The organism is Rhodanobacter glycinis (assembly GCF_006438785.1).
Lineage (GTDB): Bacteria > Pseudomonadota > Gammaproteobacteria > Xanthomonadales > Rhodanobacteraceae > Rhodanobacter > Rhodanobacter glycinis_A.
In genome coordinates this window covers 135,751-150,355 of sequence record NZ_RCZB01000002.1, presented here as the reverse complement: position 1 = coordinate 150,355, position 14,605 = coordinate 135,751, and the positions used below count along the sequence as shown (strand labels likewise).

Here is a 14,605-nt window from a genome sequence, read left to right as displayed (position 1 = left end):
CTCGTCCTCACATCGCGGTGACGCGCATCTGGCTGGCGACGATCAGCACTGGCGTACCGGTCGGCGCGCAGATCGCCTGGCTGTCGAACAGCAGCAGCGGTTGCCCGTTGGAAGTCACCCGGGTGGCCCCGCTGACGAACTGCGCGGTGACGCACGGCCCGTTCGCCGCCGGTGGCGGCGGCAGCGCGCAGCCGGCAACCAGCCATGGCGCCGGCAGCGTCACGCTGGGCTGGCCACTGACGCTGACGCGCGGATTCGGCGCGGTGGCCTGCGCCTGCCCGCCGTGCGAACAGAGCACGCTGGCGCCGACATGGATGAGGAAGCCCGGCATCATGCATCTCCCTAGGTCACGACCAGTGCGCCGTTGTTGATCGTCACCGTCGGCCCGGCCAGCACGATGGTGGCGCCCTGGCCGTTGGAGATCGTGATGCCGATCTCGTTGACCATGATCATCGCGCCGGTGACACTCTTCAGCAGGATGCCGCCGGTCGGTCCCGGCAGATCGCTGATCACGATGGCGTTCTGCAGGCCCGACTGCAGCACCACGCTGGGGCTGGCCGGATTGCCGGCCAGTGCCAGCGCCGGCACTTCCGCCGCCACGCCCCAGAAACCGCCGACCCAGATCGGATAATCCGGATCGCCCTGCTCGAACTCGATCCACACGCCCGCGCCGATCTGCGGCACCACATAGACACCGCTCTGCTTGCCAGCGAGCGGCACACACGGCATCGCCCAGCTCGACGGAACCAGTCCGGACACGTCCGGCACCATCGCCTGGATGCGCCCGCGCTGTTCGGGATCCACGTTCTGGATCACGGTGCCGCGGTACTTGCCGTAATAGCGGTTCATGCCAGCACCAGCGGCACGGTGGAGAGCAGCCCCTTGCGCGACAACTCGAAGCTCTGCTTGTACTCGCCGCGCTTGATCGTGTGACGCACCTGGCTGACGTAGTGCAGCCCGTCGAACGCGGGGCCGACGCCGCGCACGCCGACCAGCTGGCGCGGCTTGAGCACGCGGCCGTAGCGCACCACGTCGAGGCTGCCGCGGCCGGTGACGGTGTCGGCGGATTTCGCCGCCTCGGCCATGCCCAGCAGCATCGCGCGCATCGGCGAATACTTCGCGGTCTCCGGCAGCGTGCGGAATTTCTGCGGCGGCGGATCGATCAGCCCCAGCGGCGGATTGAGCGGGCCGATGTCCGGGATCGGTATCGGCAACGGCACCTTGGTCTGCTCGTTCTGGATGTAGACGATCGGCAGGCTGCGCGCGTTGCCGTCATAGCTGAAGCTGAGGCTCTCGACATTGCTCGCCGCATCCATGTCCGCGTTCAGCGCCGGCTGCGGCACGCCAACTTTCACCTTCGGCCCCCAGTACGCGATGCTCATGCCGGGCGCCGGGCCGGGATCGAGGTAGAACACGTAGCCGACGCGCTCGGCCAGGGTACGGATGTATTCCAGGTCGCTGCCCTGCTGGGTCGGGATGCGGTTGGTCGGGATCGGCACGTCGATCGCGATGCTCGGGATCACCAGCGGTACGATGCCGAGGAACGCGTACTTGGCCAGCAGCAGTACCACGATCGCCTCGGCCGGCATCGCCGGATACGGCAGGCCCGGCAAGCCGGAGAATTCCAGCTTGGTCATCACCGCGGTGAGGTCATCGCCGGTGACCTGCAAGGTGGTGTGGCGCTGGTCCGCGCCGGGCAGCACTTCGGTGCGGGTCACCACGCCGTCGATCAACACCTGCGGCATGCCGTTGAGCGTGACCACCACGATCACCCGCAGCAGCGGCACCACCCCGCCGCCGCTGAGCAGGAACAGCGTGTGCAGCGGCGACTGCACGCTCAGCGTGAACTGCAGGGTGAACGCGCCGGCCGCTTCGTCCGGTGCACTCACCTCGATCTGGGTCAGCGCATCCAGCACGATCTGCGGCACCGGCACCGGCACCACCGGGCCGACCAGCAAGGTCAGGTGCACGCCCTTAAGCATGCGGCACCCCCGGGATGCCTTCGGGCAAGGTGATGCGCAGCTGCTTTCCGATCGTCTCGGTCAGCTCCTCCGGGCGCAGTGCGCGGTTCGCATCGCACAGCCGCCAGAACTGTTCGGGATCGCCTAGATATTGAGCTGTGATGTTGTCCAGCCGCTCGTTCTGCACGACTTGATGCCATTGCAGCAGCGCGAGGTTTTCCGGCGCCGGCACGAAGCGGCGTTTGAGATAGGTGACCGGCGTGCCGTCGGCGCGCACGAGGGTCGCGGTCGGCGTCAGCGCGTAACGGCTGGTGGGTGGAAAGATCACATTCATCAGGGCACTCCGGTGATGCCGAGCGCGGACAGCTGGCCGGCGCCGGTGGCGGCCAGGCGCTCCTTCTGTTGCAGATAGTTCATGAACAGGCTGGCGGCCTTGTGCCCGGACGGCACGTCGTTCACCGACAGCACGCGCAGGCCGAGACCGATCTTGGCGCGGATCGGATTCAGCGCGGGGTCGAACGCCTCCTCGGTGATGCTGAATTCGGTGACGCGCACCGGCAGGATGCGCGACTTGCTCCACACGAACAGCGCCAGCGGTGTCTCCATCGGCACGATCTCCAGCGTGCCGATCTGCGCCAGCACGTCGTTCGCACGCAGCTGGCCGCTAGTCGGATAGACCATCGTCTCCAGCGCCGCCAGCTGCGCGAAGATGCCGGACTGCGTGGTGACGCTGTTCTGTTCCGGAAACTCCAGCTGATCGGTGGCGTCGATCTCCGCCTCCAGCTTCAGCGTCTCCACCGGCGGCCCCTTTAGGCGCAGCACCTCGGAGCGGTCGCCGCCGTCCGCACTGACCGCCTGCACCTGCAGCGAGCGCGTGAGCGAATCGGGGTTGTACTGCAGCGCGATCACCCGCAGCACCGCCGAGGTGCCGGCATCGATCAGCACGATGCCGCCCTTGAGAATCCGCGGTGAGCCGGGAAAGGCGCTCATGGCACGTGGCCGAAACCGAGCAGCTTGTCCATCCGGCTCAGCACATAGGAGAAGCCCTGCACGCGCGGGCTGTGGTTGCCCTCGATCGTGTACAGCATGCCGTCCTGCACCGAATGCACCAGGCCGGTGTGACCGAGCCAGCCGGCCAGACTCACCCGCCACCACACCACGACGTCGCCGGGCGCCGGCACGTAACCGCTGCCCGGTGCGTTGGACCGGCCCTGCTGCTTGAACTCAGTCAACAGGCTTCGCGCACTGGCGACATAGGCGAACGGCATCGCCGCCTTGTCGCCACCGCTCGCCTGCATGAAACACCAGCTGACGAAGCCGGCACACCACGACTGACCTTCGTCGAGACCGGTCGGTGCGAGGTACTTGCGCACGAATGGGCCGCGATTGTTGCCGCCGATCTCACGCGCGTTGGCCTTCAGTTCGCCGATCGCAGCGGCGAGTGCGGCACGGCCGACCCTGCTGCCACCCTTTGCCGGCAGCGTGGCGTAGTCGACCGCGGTCGGCGTCCTGATGAACGGCTTCGGGTTGTGCAGGCTCCACCATGTCAGCGGGCCGGCCACGCCATCGACGACCAGCGGCTGGCCGTGCTGATCGAGATTCTGGGTCTGGAACGCGCGCGACGCCTGCCAAGTCTTCGTGTCGAACATGCCATTGATGTCGGCCGCGTAACCACGCTGCACAAGCAGCTGCTGCAACTGCCGCACCTGCGTGCCCTGATCGCCCTTGCGCAAGGTATCCATCTTCATCGCTCCGTCGGCCTCGGGGTGCCGCCCATCCTGGCCGCGCGCAGCACCGCGGCATTGATCTTGATATTCGGGTTGAGCCGCAACGCGGCATCGACATTCGCCTGCGCCTGTTGCGGCTGGCCCAGCACGACATAGGCCTTGGCCAGCGCAGCATGCGAGGCCGCCGGCAACGGCGCGCCAGTGCCCTGCAGCTGTTTGGCGATTTCAGCGATCTCGCGCTGCTTGTTGCTTTGCGTTGGTGCTGACGCACTGGCCGCAGCCGACGCGGGTGCTGTCGCGACCGTGCCGGCGCTGGTTGGTGCGTCTGTCGGCGGTGGCGCAGCGGGTGCGGCAGCCGCAGGTGCAGCCGCGACCCTACCGGCGCCGGCTGGCGCGCCTGTCGCCGTCGCGGCCGGCGAGGTCGGCGCAGCACCCGAGGTGGACGAACTCGATCCAGGCGAAGATGCGGGCTGTGGAACGACCAGTGCGCCGGCCTGCACCTGATTCAGCTTCGCGGTCAGCACCGGCACCAGGGTGGCCTGCACCTGCGCCGACGGCTTCTGCTGCAGCACCGATTGCGCCAGCTGATAGCCTTTGTCCAACTCGCCGATCGCGCGATAGCCATCGGCCACCTGTGCCTGCAACTGCGGGTTGCCGGCGCTGCGTTCCTCGAGGGAACTCAACGTCTGTGCCGATTGCTGCTGCTGCTCCGGATCGGTTGGCGCGTTCGGCTGCGCACGAATACGATCCAGTTCGACCGTGTCCTGACTGAACTTGACTGCCTGGATGCCGGGAAACCCCATCAGCACGATCGCGAAGACAATCAGCCCCATCGCCATCTTGAAATCGCGCCGCTGCACGATCATCACCGTGATCGCCGCCAGCGCGAACACGAACAGGATGAAGCCGCAGATCAGCATCAGCCTCTCGTAGCCGAGCAGACCGTCGAAGATGCTGTTGAGGATGCTCATGACTTGCTCACTGGAATGAAAAGTGTCGACGCAGCCTTTGCGGATGCTTTCAATGGCAATTTCGTGTTCATCATTGGACTGTGACCTTTGGACCGCGCCCCAACGCGGCTCGCACGGCGCTGATCTGCCCGAAATAATTGGGCTGCCGTATCACCACTACGCCTTGATCCGAAAAATCCTCGAAGGTGTTGCTGGGCTTCAGGACAACAGCGACTACCCGGGGAACTCCCAGACGCTGCAATGTCTCCCTGGCCTCGCCCCACGAGGTATAGGTCGTGAAAAGCACGAGGCGGGTACCGTCGGCTTCGCTGACCAAGATGCCTTCATCGCTTTCACTCATGACAAGCGATGGCTTCGCAGCGATGCTCGCTACCGCAGCCCGTACATCGGAAACGAATGGACGAGCACGGTCGGGCGACATGGCAATGTCGGTGCCTTCTCCGATCACGGCGCTTCCGAAATGGGGATAACTCGCTGCATTCGCTCCCAGAAATGCGAGCGCGTCCGAATGCTCGCTCGCTTTGACTCCGAGGACGGGACCAAGACGCTTGGGCAAGAGGCCACCTGCCCGATAAGTGTCCTGATGGCCATATGGCAATCGCGAACGATCCGGTGAGGTGTCTTCGAGAAGGACGACGTCTCCGGCACGAAGATCGGACCCCTCCTGCCACTCGATCGCCACGTAGGGGCGCGCGTCGGCTTGAGCCGGTTCCCGACGCCCCGCCGCTCTGTAAGCGTCTTCGCGCACGTGAACAGCCCCGGGCAGCGGATGAGATCGGTTGAGCGACCAGAACGGTGCCAGTGCGACGACACCGACAAGCCCGACCTGGCTCAGGCGATCCACTTGAAGCTTCGATTCGTGAACCAGGTCCGAGGAGTCGCTGCTTGTAACGGAGAAGTCACCCAATACTTCGTAGAGGCCAATCTCGCGCAGGTGCTCGGCGATCTCCTCGTCGGTCAATGCGGTCTTTGCATTTGCCTCGGACTTGCTCATCCAGTGAATCCAGAGGTCGATCTCTATCGCTTCCTGCGTCCTCTTCAGCACGGGCGTATCGACGGTACCAAGGAACAATTGAAGTTCGCTTTCGGCCTGTTTCATGACCTGGCGCAGACTGCTCAGGTCTTCGTTTGTGATCGGGCTCACTACAGACGGTCGACCACCTGTCGGTGGCTTCGGATGCGGATCGTGCCCGGCAGCAGACGTCGGGGCCAATATCACGTCAATCACCAACTTGTCGAAATGCGAGACCGCCAACCCCGCCAGGGACATACCCTGCCAGGCCTGCGCCAACTGATCCATGTATTTGCGCGCAATCAGGTTGTCGCTCACTTCCGCCGGAAGTCCGAAAGCGGTCTTGCTTTCGGCCGGCGTGAGCGCCTCGACGGTGACGATCTCGGCCTCCTTCTTGGCAAGCTCGATGACGGTTTCGCTCTTCTCGACTGCCTTCGCAACGCTGTGAATGATGTTCGAGACCCTTTTGCCCAACAGGAAACTCGCCCCCAACAACTCTCCACCGGCCAACCCGATACCGACGACGACAACAAATTCCAGCGCCGTCTTCCATTTCTCGTTCTCGGCTTCTTTTTTCTGTGCCTCGGAGAGTCGCTGAGTGACAGCCTTATAAGCCCCGTCGTACTTTGCGATGTACCCCCTGACGTCGGTGCTGACTCTGGCCAATGCATCGTTCCCGCGCGTCAGGAACGCATCGAGTGCATCCACGAGCGTGCGTATCGCTTCGTCGGAAGGCGGTGCCGTCTTGACTGGTGGCGGCGGTGTGCCGCCAGGGCGGCGCTGCAGAGATGTCGCGACAGGGTTGCTGCCCGTCACCGATGCCTGCTGTACGACGTGGGTCAATTCGTGCGCGATGAGTCGACGACCCTCATGCGTTCCGGGAGCAAACCGGCCGGCACCAAAAACCACGTCGGATCCCACGGCGTAGGCCTGTGCGCCCAACTCCGACGCCGATTGCGAGGCACGAGCGTCGGCATGCACACGGACGCGGGAGAAATCGTGACCGAAGCGCCCCTCCATGTCCTTTCGCAGTGCAGGCTCCATCGGACTGCCGGGACTGGCCAGTACCTGATCCACGCTGATCGACGCTGCATCGGCCCGCCCATCCGGTTGTCGTGAAAGATGCTGGATGCGCAGTGGCGCCTGGACAGGCAACTGATGATCCGTGGCCAATACCTGTTCCGCGATCCGATCCGCTTCCTGCTCGTAGATGTCTGCAGCCTCATTGACTTGGAGCTTGGCCTGCACATCTGCGCGTTTTCTCTTGCTGCATTCGGTGCATTCGCCACCGTGGGGCGTATGCGTGCCACACGCGCACTTCCGCTGAAGGACACTCCCCATCGACCGGGTCGAAACCGGCTTCGCTGTTGCATGGACAATGCGCTCAGTCATGGCTGCTCCTGACAAGACACTGGAGCTTTGGTGACATCGACCTTCGGAACGGCGCCCTTGAAGATGCGACTGGGAGCAGGAGAGCTGGACATCATTCGCCCTCCCTCATCGTCGGCGCCTGTGGCGTGTGTTCGCGCAGGTTGCCAACCGCCTTGGTGCACATCCGCAGGAAGGTGGAATTCGACAGCCGGTTCCAGTAAGGGATCGGCGGATTTGCCGAGACGTACTGGTCGCCTTGCTTGACGATGACCTCCACTTTTGGCCACCAGCCCGGTTTCGGGCCCTTGAACAGGTAGTCGAGCACCTGGTCCCTCGGCACCGGCGGGCCGCCGTAATAGCCCCAGGTATCGTTGGCCGCCTGGGCCTTGGCAAGCACGTCCTGCTTGTCGTTGTCGGTCAGCGTGTCGTAGACGCGCCGGCTTTCCACGCCGAACGTCACCGACGTCGCCTGCGGCTTGCACCCTTCGCCCAGCCCGGAAGCCGTCGGCGCCTTGCCGCCGCGCGCGAGGTTATCGGCGATCGTCTGCTCGAACGCCGCCGTCACCTGACAACCGTAGAGCACCACGCGATTCGGACCGAACTGGTCGCGCCATCCAACGAACGCGCTGTCGCCACCGAACAACGACTTGATTGCGGCCTCGTCGTAGAAAACCGCATTCTTCTGCCAGTCCGGCGGCGCCTGCGCACCAAGCCGGTTCTCCGAAGCGTGGATCGCGAGTACCAGCGTCCAGGGCTTGTCGATCCTGCGCTGCATCAGCCTGGTCTTCGCGGCGGCCAGGTCGGACACCAGCACGCCTCCGCCCAGATCAAGCCCTGCATCACGCACCACGATGTGGAAATAGGCAGTGGCCGGATCCGGTGTCACCGGAGCGGGTTGTTGCTGCGCGTCGCTGCTCTTCGCCTTGTCCTTCTTTTCGTCGCGCTGCAACGACAACCGACCGGCGCCGCCTTGCTGCACGACATGGGTCAGCTCGTGCGCGAGCAGGCGTGTCCCTTTCGCATTGCCGGGATCGAACTTCCCTGCACCGAACACGATATGGCTGCCGACCGTATACGCATTGGCGTGCACATCGTCCGCGGAGCGCGCTGCGAGCTGATCCGAATGCACGCGCACGCCGCTGAAGTCATGGCCGAAACGCTGCTCCATGCCGTGTCTTAAAACTGGCTCCAGTGGTCTGCCTGGATCGGCCAACGCGTGATCCACACTAGCCGGTGCTGCATCGCCACGCTCATCCGATTGCCTGGAAAAACGCTGGATACCCAGTGGCGCCTGGATAGGCATCTGATGTCCCGGAACGACCATCACCCGATCCGCAATCCGATCAGCCTCCTGCTCGTAAATATCTCCCGCCGCATTGACCCGGAGCTTGGTCTGCACATCGGCGCGCTTTCGCTTGCTGCACTCGGCGCACTCGCCGCCATCGGGCGTATGCGTGCCACACGCGCACTTGCGCTGCAAACGCAGGCCACGGACCGACGCCGACGGGGCCGGTTTCATCGACAGGCTGGTGCTAGGCTCGGTCATGGCTTCTTCGACACGGCGCGTTTGTGCGCGACCGTTTGTTTGCTCGATGCCGGCTTGCGATTGCGAAGCGCGCTGAGGAACGCGTCGAGCTTTCCCGCATCGAGTGCACGCTTCTTTTTCGCGGTATCGATCGCATCGATGATCGCGTAGGCCTCGTCGCAATACTTGACGAGGAAGGCCCAGCTCATCTGCTGCTTGCGGCCCCAGGTGACGCAGACCGGGCCGCTCCTGGTGTAGCCGGGCACGTAGACGTAATGGCCGTTCTTCGGATTGGGCTGGCCGGCCTTGCCGCTGACCACCACCCACGGCTTGCCGGCGTAGTACTGGGTCAGCGCCGCATCGGGCAAAGTGAAACCCAGGCCCAACCCGATGTCCATGAACACCGCGCGCTTGACCTCGCTGCGTTTGCCCTGGTCGATCTGCGCGAAGGCCCTGATCCTGTAGCGCCGCTTCGCCGCGAGCCAGCCCTTGCTGCGCCATTCCTTCAGCGAATCGAGCACGACCAGGCCGCTGTCCGCTCCACCGGTTTCACCGAAGTATTCGTGCAGCACATCGTTGTCGCTGATCGCAATCAGCTTGTTCTGCTCGGCCTTCTCGAAGCGCAGGGTCTGGTGCGCGCGGCCGGCGATCACGCAGTCGCCGTACTGGTCGTTGCCGAACATCGGCGTGGGGATGCCTTGATGGGCCACGTCGAAGTCGTACTCGGCCGGCAGCACCGGCGGCGCCTTCAACAGGGCGGCGAACATCAGGTTGCGGTCGTCACGTTTGGCCTTCCGTTTGCCGAAGCGCACGATGCCACCGGGACGGGGTTGGGGGATCGCCTTCATGTCAATGCTCCTTGCCTGCGGTATGCCTGATGGGCGGGACGCCGAGGCCTTGCTGCACCGCCGCGGCGATGCGCGAACCCAGCATCGGCTGCGGATGTGTGGCGGCCGGCAGCAGCGACGGCGGCAGCGCGGCCACGGCACCCAGGCCGCGCAGGGCGTCGACGGCGCCAGATTGCGCCAGCAATTTCGTCAACTCGCGTTCGAGCGCATCGCGCACGCCGCCGGTGCGCTCGCCGCCGAGCAGCGCCTCGTCCAGCACCAGCCGCTCGATGTGCAGCACGATGCTCATGGCTTGCCTCCCGCGCTTTCGAGCCAGCGGAAGTCCGCTTCGTTGACCGGCTTGTCGAGCTTGCGGTATTCGCTGCGGGCGGCATCGAGCAGCAGCGGCATGCCGACGGACACGCCGGCCTTGGCCGCCATGAACGCGGCGTTGAGCGCGATGCCCTGGATGCTGCCGCCGGTGAGTGCAAGCCGTGCCAGCCGGTCGACATCCAGCGCCGTGACCGCTGCCTGCGCGGGGAACACCGACGCCCAGATCGCCTTGCGTTCGGCCACGCCGGGGAACGGAAAGTTGATGACGAAGCGCAGCCGGCGCAGGAAGGCCGTATCGAGCGCGCCCTTCATGTTGGTCGCCAGGATCGCCAGTCCGCGGAACGACTCCAGCCGTTGCAGCAGGTAGTTCACTTCGATGTTGGCGTAGCGGTCGTGGCTGTCCTTCACTTCGCTGCGCTTGCCGAACAGGGCGTCGGCCTCGTCGAAGAACAGGATCGCGCCACCGTCCTCGGCCGCATCGAACAGCTTGCGCAGGTTTTTCTCGGTCTCGCCGATGTACTTGCTGACCACCGCCGACAGGTCGATGCGGTACAGCGACAGGCTGAGTTCCTTCGCCAGCACTTCCGCCGCCATGGTCTTGCCGGTGCCGCTCTCGCCGGTGAACAACGCGCTGATCGACAGCCCGCGGTTCATCCGCTGGCGGAAGCCCCAGTCGTCGTAGACCGTGCTGCGCTGACCGACCTGGTCGGCGATCTGGCGCAGCAGGGTCTTCTCGCTGTCGGGCAGTTTCAGATCGTCCCAGCCGGCCTTGGGCTCGATCCGCTGGGCGAGCTGGTCCAGCGCCGGCCGCGTCTGCGCCAGCGCGCCCTGCCACAATGTCTGCGCCAGCGCTTCGGGCTTCTGCTCGACTGCCGCCAACGCGGCATGCGCGATCTGCTCGATCCGGCCGAGGTTGAAATCGAAATGGCCGGCCAGTTGTTGCGGCTGTGCACCGGCAACGTCACCAAGCAGTCGCTGCCACAGCGTGCGCTGCTCGACCGCGGTGGGTTTGGCTACGTCGACGCTGAGCGCACGCGTCGTCGCACTCGCCCACGGCTCGCGCGCATCGACGAAGCTGAGTCCGCCGGCACGGGCAAGGAAGCGTTTGACCAGGATCGCGGCGGCGGCGCCGTGCTCGACCTCGGCCGCATCGAGGTATAGCGCCAGCGGCAACAGCTGGCTTTCGCGCTGCCACAGCCGCAGCAGGGTTTCCTGCTCTGCCGTCGCGCTCGGCAGCAACTCGGCCGAGAGCCGGTACGCCTGCGCGCCGAATGCGGCGGCGATCGTCTGCGCGATCGCCTGCTTGCTGGTGCTGTCACTGCCGAGCAGTTGCACCACCGGCAGCGTGTCACCCACCGGCACTTGATGCAGGCCGTCCAGCAGCTGGTCGGCAATCGCGCGCTGCGACGGCGGCAGTGTTGCCGGCGGCAGCGCGGTGAGCAGCGGGGTCAGCCGGTCATCCAGGTAGTTCATGCCCTTGACGAAATTGACCACGCGCTCGTCGGCACTGAGCGCTGCGCCGATCAGTGGCTGCGCACCGGGCTGGTGGATGTCGAGCAGGCGCCAGTAACGCAGCGGCCGCTCCGGCGACAACGCATCCCAGCTCGGATCGTCGAGTACGGCGAAGGCCAGCGCGAAAGTCGGATACGGCTTGGCGGCATCGTGCTGCGCCTGCGCGCACAACGCGGGGAAACGCGTATCCAGTTCCATGCCGATGCACAGCAGCAGCAGATCGCGCTCGAACGCGGACAGGCCGAGCCGATTCGCGAGCACGCTCAAAGCCGGCGTGTGTTGGCTGTCGTCGGTAACGCTGCTGGCCGGCGATGCCGCGGCATCGGTTGCTGTCGCGCCGGCATCCGGCACGTCGACGACGAGCGGCTGTGCCGCTGGCGGCGTGTCGATGACCTTCATTTGCGCGTTCGACAGCGGCGTGCGTGCCGGCTGACTGCTGAACATCCGTGCGAACCACGAGTGCTTCTGTCCGCCCGGCGCATTCACCGCTGGCGCGGATTCCATCAGCGCGGTGGCCGCCGCGGCCGGTGCTGGCGGCGTGGCAGGCGCGTCATGCAATTGTGCGGCGCGCTGCAATCGCGTGCGCAGATCCGCCAGCGCCGCGGTGAGATACTGGTCGTTCGCTTGCAGCCAGGGTTTGTAGTCGTTCATGTCACGACCACCTGCTGGCTGCTGGCGAACGCCGGCACGCTGCCGCCGAAATCGACCGGAATGCTGTCGGCGCCATCGACGCGCAGGCGCACGGTATAGGTGCCTGCCGTTACGCCTGGCACCTGGAACACCAGCGCGCTGGGCTGATGCGTGTCAGCCGGGTTGTTGATGCTCTGCGGCACCAGCAGGCGATCGCCGAACAGCAGGAATACCCGCTGGCCGTCGCGCAGGCGCGGCAAGCAGGTGAGGTTCAAGGCGAGGTCGCCAGCCGCGGCGCCGAGCGGGCTGAGCGTGATGATCGGTGCCAGTACCAGCGGCAGTTCGTTGCTGAGCAGCGGCGGCAGGCCCGGCGGTTGCACCAGCAAGGCCACGGTGTAGATGCCCGGCGCCCAGCGCGACGCGGCATCCGCATCGTCGGTCGCATCGGCGAGATGCACACGCAGGCTGCCGGCGGCATCACCGGCCAGCGGTGCGATATCGATCGGCGCGCCGAGGCGCAGGCTGCTGAAGCGTGCCAGCGCGTGGTCCGTGGTGAGCTGACGACCGCCCAGCACGATGTCCTCGCCGAGCCGCACAGCCGGTTGCGTGCGCGGATAGGTCAGCGTATCCAGCACCGCGGCGGCGGACGCGGTGGCGATCACACCGCGATCCTGCGGGCCGCGCCGCAGCACCGGCAGCGGCGCGCGGATCGCCGCCTGACTGTCGATCAGCAGCACGGCCGCCTCGTACGCGGCGGAGATACGGTAGTTGGTCTGGAATGCCGTCCACAGCCGGGACAGCTCATCGACACTTTGCGGCAGCGGCGTGACGCGCACACGCTCGATCTGATTGGCTAGGTCGTTGTCCGGCAGCGCGTTGCGGATGTCGTTGCCGTCGAGCACGCCGCGGTCATGCAAGGTGCTCATCGCTGCGGCCAGTACGCGATGGCTGAGCGCGTCGCTGTCGTTTTCGCCACGGCCCCACGCGGTGATCACGTAGTGCAGGTTCAGCGCCAGCGGCGGCGGCGCCGTTTCACCGGGGCGTACCTGACCGGGCATGTCGAGATTTCGCCATGCCGCATTGGCGACCACCTGATACAGGAACAGGTTGAGCTGCGCCTTGCTGATGCCCTTGCGTGCCACATCCGGCGACTGCAGGGTCACTTCCAGGTCGCCCAGCTCCGCATCCAGCGCCGGCATCTGCGCCAGCAGCAGGTTGCGCAGCGTGCGGGTGGTCGCGGCGATCGCGAGGACATTGCTCATGACGAAGCCTTGCCGCGCTGGCGCAGATAGTCGTCGAGGCTGCTCGGCTGCGGCGCGTCGCGGCGGCGCGGTGGCGTGGTGGACGCCGGCGCCGCACGCACTTCGAGCCGGCCGATGCTGACGTGCACCACCGGTTCGCCTGATGAACTGCCCGCGCCGGCCTGCACGGCGAGTGGGCGAAATGCAGCCGCGTTGCTGGATCGAGCTGGCGCGGCCGCTGCGCCGAATACCGGCGTGGGCGCGGGCAGCAAGGCGCCGCTCGACGGCTGCGACGGCACCACCGTCTCCGTTGGCTCAGCCGCGATGCGCGTCTGCCGCGGCCGCACTGGCAGCGGCGCGGACACCTCGGCCGGGCGCAGCAACGTGGACGACGCGACAGGGCGCCCGATGACCGGCGACGGAGTTGGCGCGGCAGCGGCGATCGGCGCCGGCTGCACCGCGGCGCGCGGCATGTCTGCGACGGCGTGCGGCGGCGCAGCCACCGGCTCCGCCGGCGCGACGTGCGGTGCATCCGTCATCGCCACCACCGGCGCCTGCGGCAAGCGTGTCGGTGCGGTGGTCGGCGTCACCGTGGCGGCTGACACTGTTTCGCGATGCCGTGGCACCGCCTCGCCATCGTCGGATGCCGGCATGATCGACGTGCGTTGCAACGGTTCGAACAGCGACGGCATGCGCGGCACCAACGCTGTCTCGCTGCCGATCGCCCGTGCCGCCAGCCGGTCAAGGAAATCGCTCATGACGCGCACAGCTCCAGATAGGCTTGCCGGCGGCGCGGGCTCAAGCTGAGGATGTCGTCTTCAGACCAGTGATACGCGCACGCCAGCGTGTCCACTTCGCGCAGCATGTGCAGTGCCCAGGCGTGCAGTTCCTGCCACAGGAAGCGCGCTATATCGAACGTCGGTTGCCAGTCGTGGCCGCAATCCGGACAACGGAAGGCCAGTTGCAGGTCGGCTTGCGGATCGGCTTGCGCCATCGCCTGCGCGATCTCTGTCTGCAACGGTGGCGACAGGCTGCGCACGTCGCGCTTCGCACCTGCGTCGGACACGGCCAACACGCAGCGTTCGAACAGCAACTGACGCGCATCGTCGGCATGGTCGATATGCTCCAGCGCCAGCAGGTCATTGCTGTCAGGCAGGCGGAACTGCACGCGCGCACCATCCGCGGGTGAGACATGTTCAAACGCCGCGGCCGCAATGCCTGGCGAAGTCTGCCGCAGATCGTCGCAGCAGAACGTTGCCTCGACGATGGCCGCGCACTGCGGGCAGTTCGCCACCGCGCAGATCTCATCGCCGAACAGGCGCTCGCGCAGTTGCAGCAGCAGAGCATCGCGGCGCCCCAGCGGCAACGCCGCCAGCATCTCGGCCGGGTATTCGTCGCAACTGCTGCCGAGCAGCAACAGGCCGCACGTCGCCGCGGATGGGTCGCTTCCGCGTTCCCATACCTGCAGCAACTGCGCGGGCGTGGGCGTGCGCAC

15 protein-coding genes are annotated in these 14,605 nt (G+C 66.1%); all 15 read right to left on the bottom strand.

What is annotated here, in order from left to right; translation table 11 throughout:
* Positions 1 to 7: 7 nt before the first annotated feature.
* Positions 8 to 331: a hypothetical protein gene (locus EAH75_RS08830; protein WP_140649551.1), complete on the bottom strand. Its 324-nt coding sequence runs from the start codon at positions 329 to 331 to the stop codon at positions 8 to 10.
* Between the two features lie 11 nt (positions 332 to 342).
* Positions 343 to 849, bottom strand: a complete 507-nt coding sequence (locus tag EAH75_RS08825; RefSeq protein WP_140648268.1) for a phage baseplate assembly protein V — start codon at positions 847 to 849, stop codon at positions 343 to 345.
* Entirely contained in the window at positions 846 to 1,982 is a 1,137-nt protein-coding gene (locus tag EAH75_RS08820) for a hypothetical protein (protein WP_140648267.1), read from the bottom strand. Before EAH75_RS08820 ends, EAH75_RS08825 begins: the two co-directional genes overlap by 4 nt.
* Complete coding sequence (locus EAH75_RS08815) at positions 1,975 to 2,295, bottom strand: LysM domain-containing protein (protein WP_140648266.1); 321 nt, start codon at positions 2,293 to 2,295, stop codon at positions 1,975 to 1,977. The genes EAH75_RS08820 and EAH75_RS08815 overlap by 8 nt, the downstream gene beginning before the upstream one ends.
* On the bottom strand, positions 2,295 to 2,951 hold the full coding sequence (locus EAH75_RS08810; protein WP_140648265.1) for a hypothetical protein: 657 nt from the start codon (positions 2,949 to 2,951) through the stop codon (positions 2,295 to 2,297). The genes EAH75_RS08815 and EAH75_RS08810 overlap by 1 nt, the downstream gene beginning before the upstream one ends.
* Positions 2,948 to 3,703 carry a CHAP domain-containing protein gene (locus EAH75_RS08805; RefSeq protein ID WP_140648264.1) on the bottom strand — a complete coding sequence of 252 codons (756 nt, stop codon included), beginning with the start codon at positions 3,701 to 3,703 and terminating at the stop codon, positions 2,948 to 2,950. Before EAH75_RS08805 ends, EAH75_RS08810 begins: the two co-directional genes overlap by 4 nt.
* A 2-nt stretch (positions 3,704 to 3,705) precedes the next feature.
* Positions 3,706 to 4,659: a hypothetical protein gene (locus EAH75_RS08800; protein ID WP_140648263.1), complete on the bottom strand. Its 954-nt coding sequence runs from the start codon at positions 4,657 to 4,659 to the stop codon at positions 3,706 to 3,708.
* Between the two features lie 70 nt (positions 4,660 to 4,729).
* Entirely contained in the window at positions 4,730 to 7,063 is a 2,334-nt protein-coding gene (locus tag EAH75_RS08795; RefSeq protein ID WP_240046098.1) for a DUF4157 domain-containing protein, read from the bottom strand.
* 91 nt (positions 7,064 to 7,154) lie between these two features.
* Positions 7,155 to 8,588 (bottom strand): DUF4157 domain-containing protein, encoded by a 1,434-nt coding sequence (locus tag EAH75_RS08790; RefSeq protein ID WP_205043146.1) that lies wholly within the window; start codon positions 8,586 to 8,588, stop codon positions 7,155 to 7,157.
* The gene (locus EAH75_RS08785) at positions 8,585 to 9,415 is read right to left on the bottom strand and encodes a hypothetical protein (RefSeq protein WP_240046097.1); all 831 of its coding nucleotides are present in this window, start codon (positions 9,413 to 9,415) and stop codon (positions 8,585 to 8,587) included. The genes EAH75_RS08790 and EAH75_RS08785 overlap by 4 nt, the downstream gene beginning before the upstream one ends.
* A 1-nt stretch (position 9,416) precedes the next feature.
* A complete protein-coding gene (locus EAH75_RS08780; RefSeq protein ID WP_140648262.1) occupies positions 9,417 to 9,704 on the bottom strand; it encodes a hypothetical protein in 288 nt (95 codons plus the stop codon).
* The gene (locus EAH75_RS08775) at positions 9,701 to 11,890 is read right to left on the bottom strand and encodes an ATP-binding protein (protein ID WP_140648261.1); all 2,190 of its coding nucleotides are present in this window, start codon (positions 11,888 to 11,890) and stop codon (positions 9,701 to 9,703) included. The genes EAH75_RS08780 and EAH75_RS08775 overlap by 4 nt, the downstream gene beginning before the upstream one ends.
* Positions 11,887 to 13,131, bottom strand: coding sequence for a DUF4255 domain-containing protein (locus EAH75_RS08770; RefSeq protein ID WP_140805182.1), 1,245 nt, complete (start codon positions 13,129 to 13,131; stop codon positions 11,887 to 11,889). Before EAH75_RS08770 ends, EAH75_RS08775 begins: the two co-directional genes overlap by 4 nt.
* Complete coding sequence (locus EAH75_RS08765; protein WP_140648259.1) at positions 13,128 to 13,868, bottom strand: hypothetical protein; 741 nt, start codon at positions 13,866 to 13,868, stop codon at positions 13,128 to 13,130. Before EAH75_RS08765 ends, EAH75_RS08770 begins: the two co-directional genes overlap by 4 nt.
* The gene (locus EAH75_RS08760; RefSeq protein ID WP_140648258.1) at positions 13,865 to 14,605 is read right to left on the bottom strand and encodes a hypothetical protein; all 741 of its coding nucleotides are present in this window, start codon (positions 14,603 to 14,605) and stop codon (positions 13,865 to 13,867) included. The genes EAH75_RS08765 and EAH75_RS08760 overlap by 4 nt, the downstream gene beginning before the upstream one ends.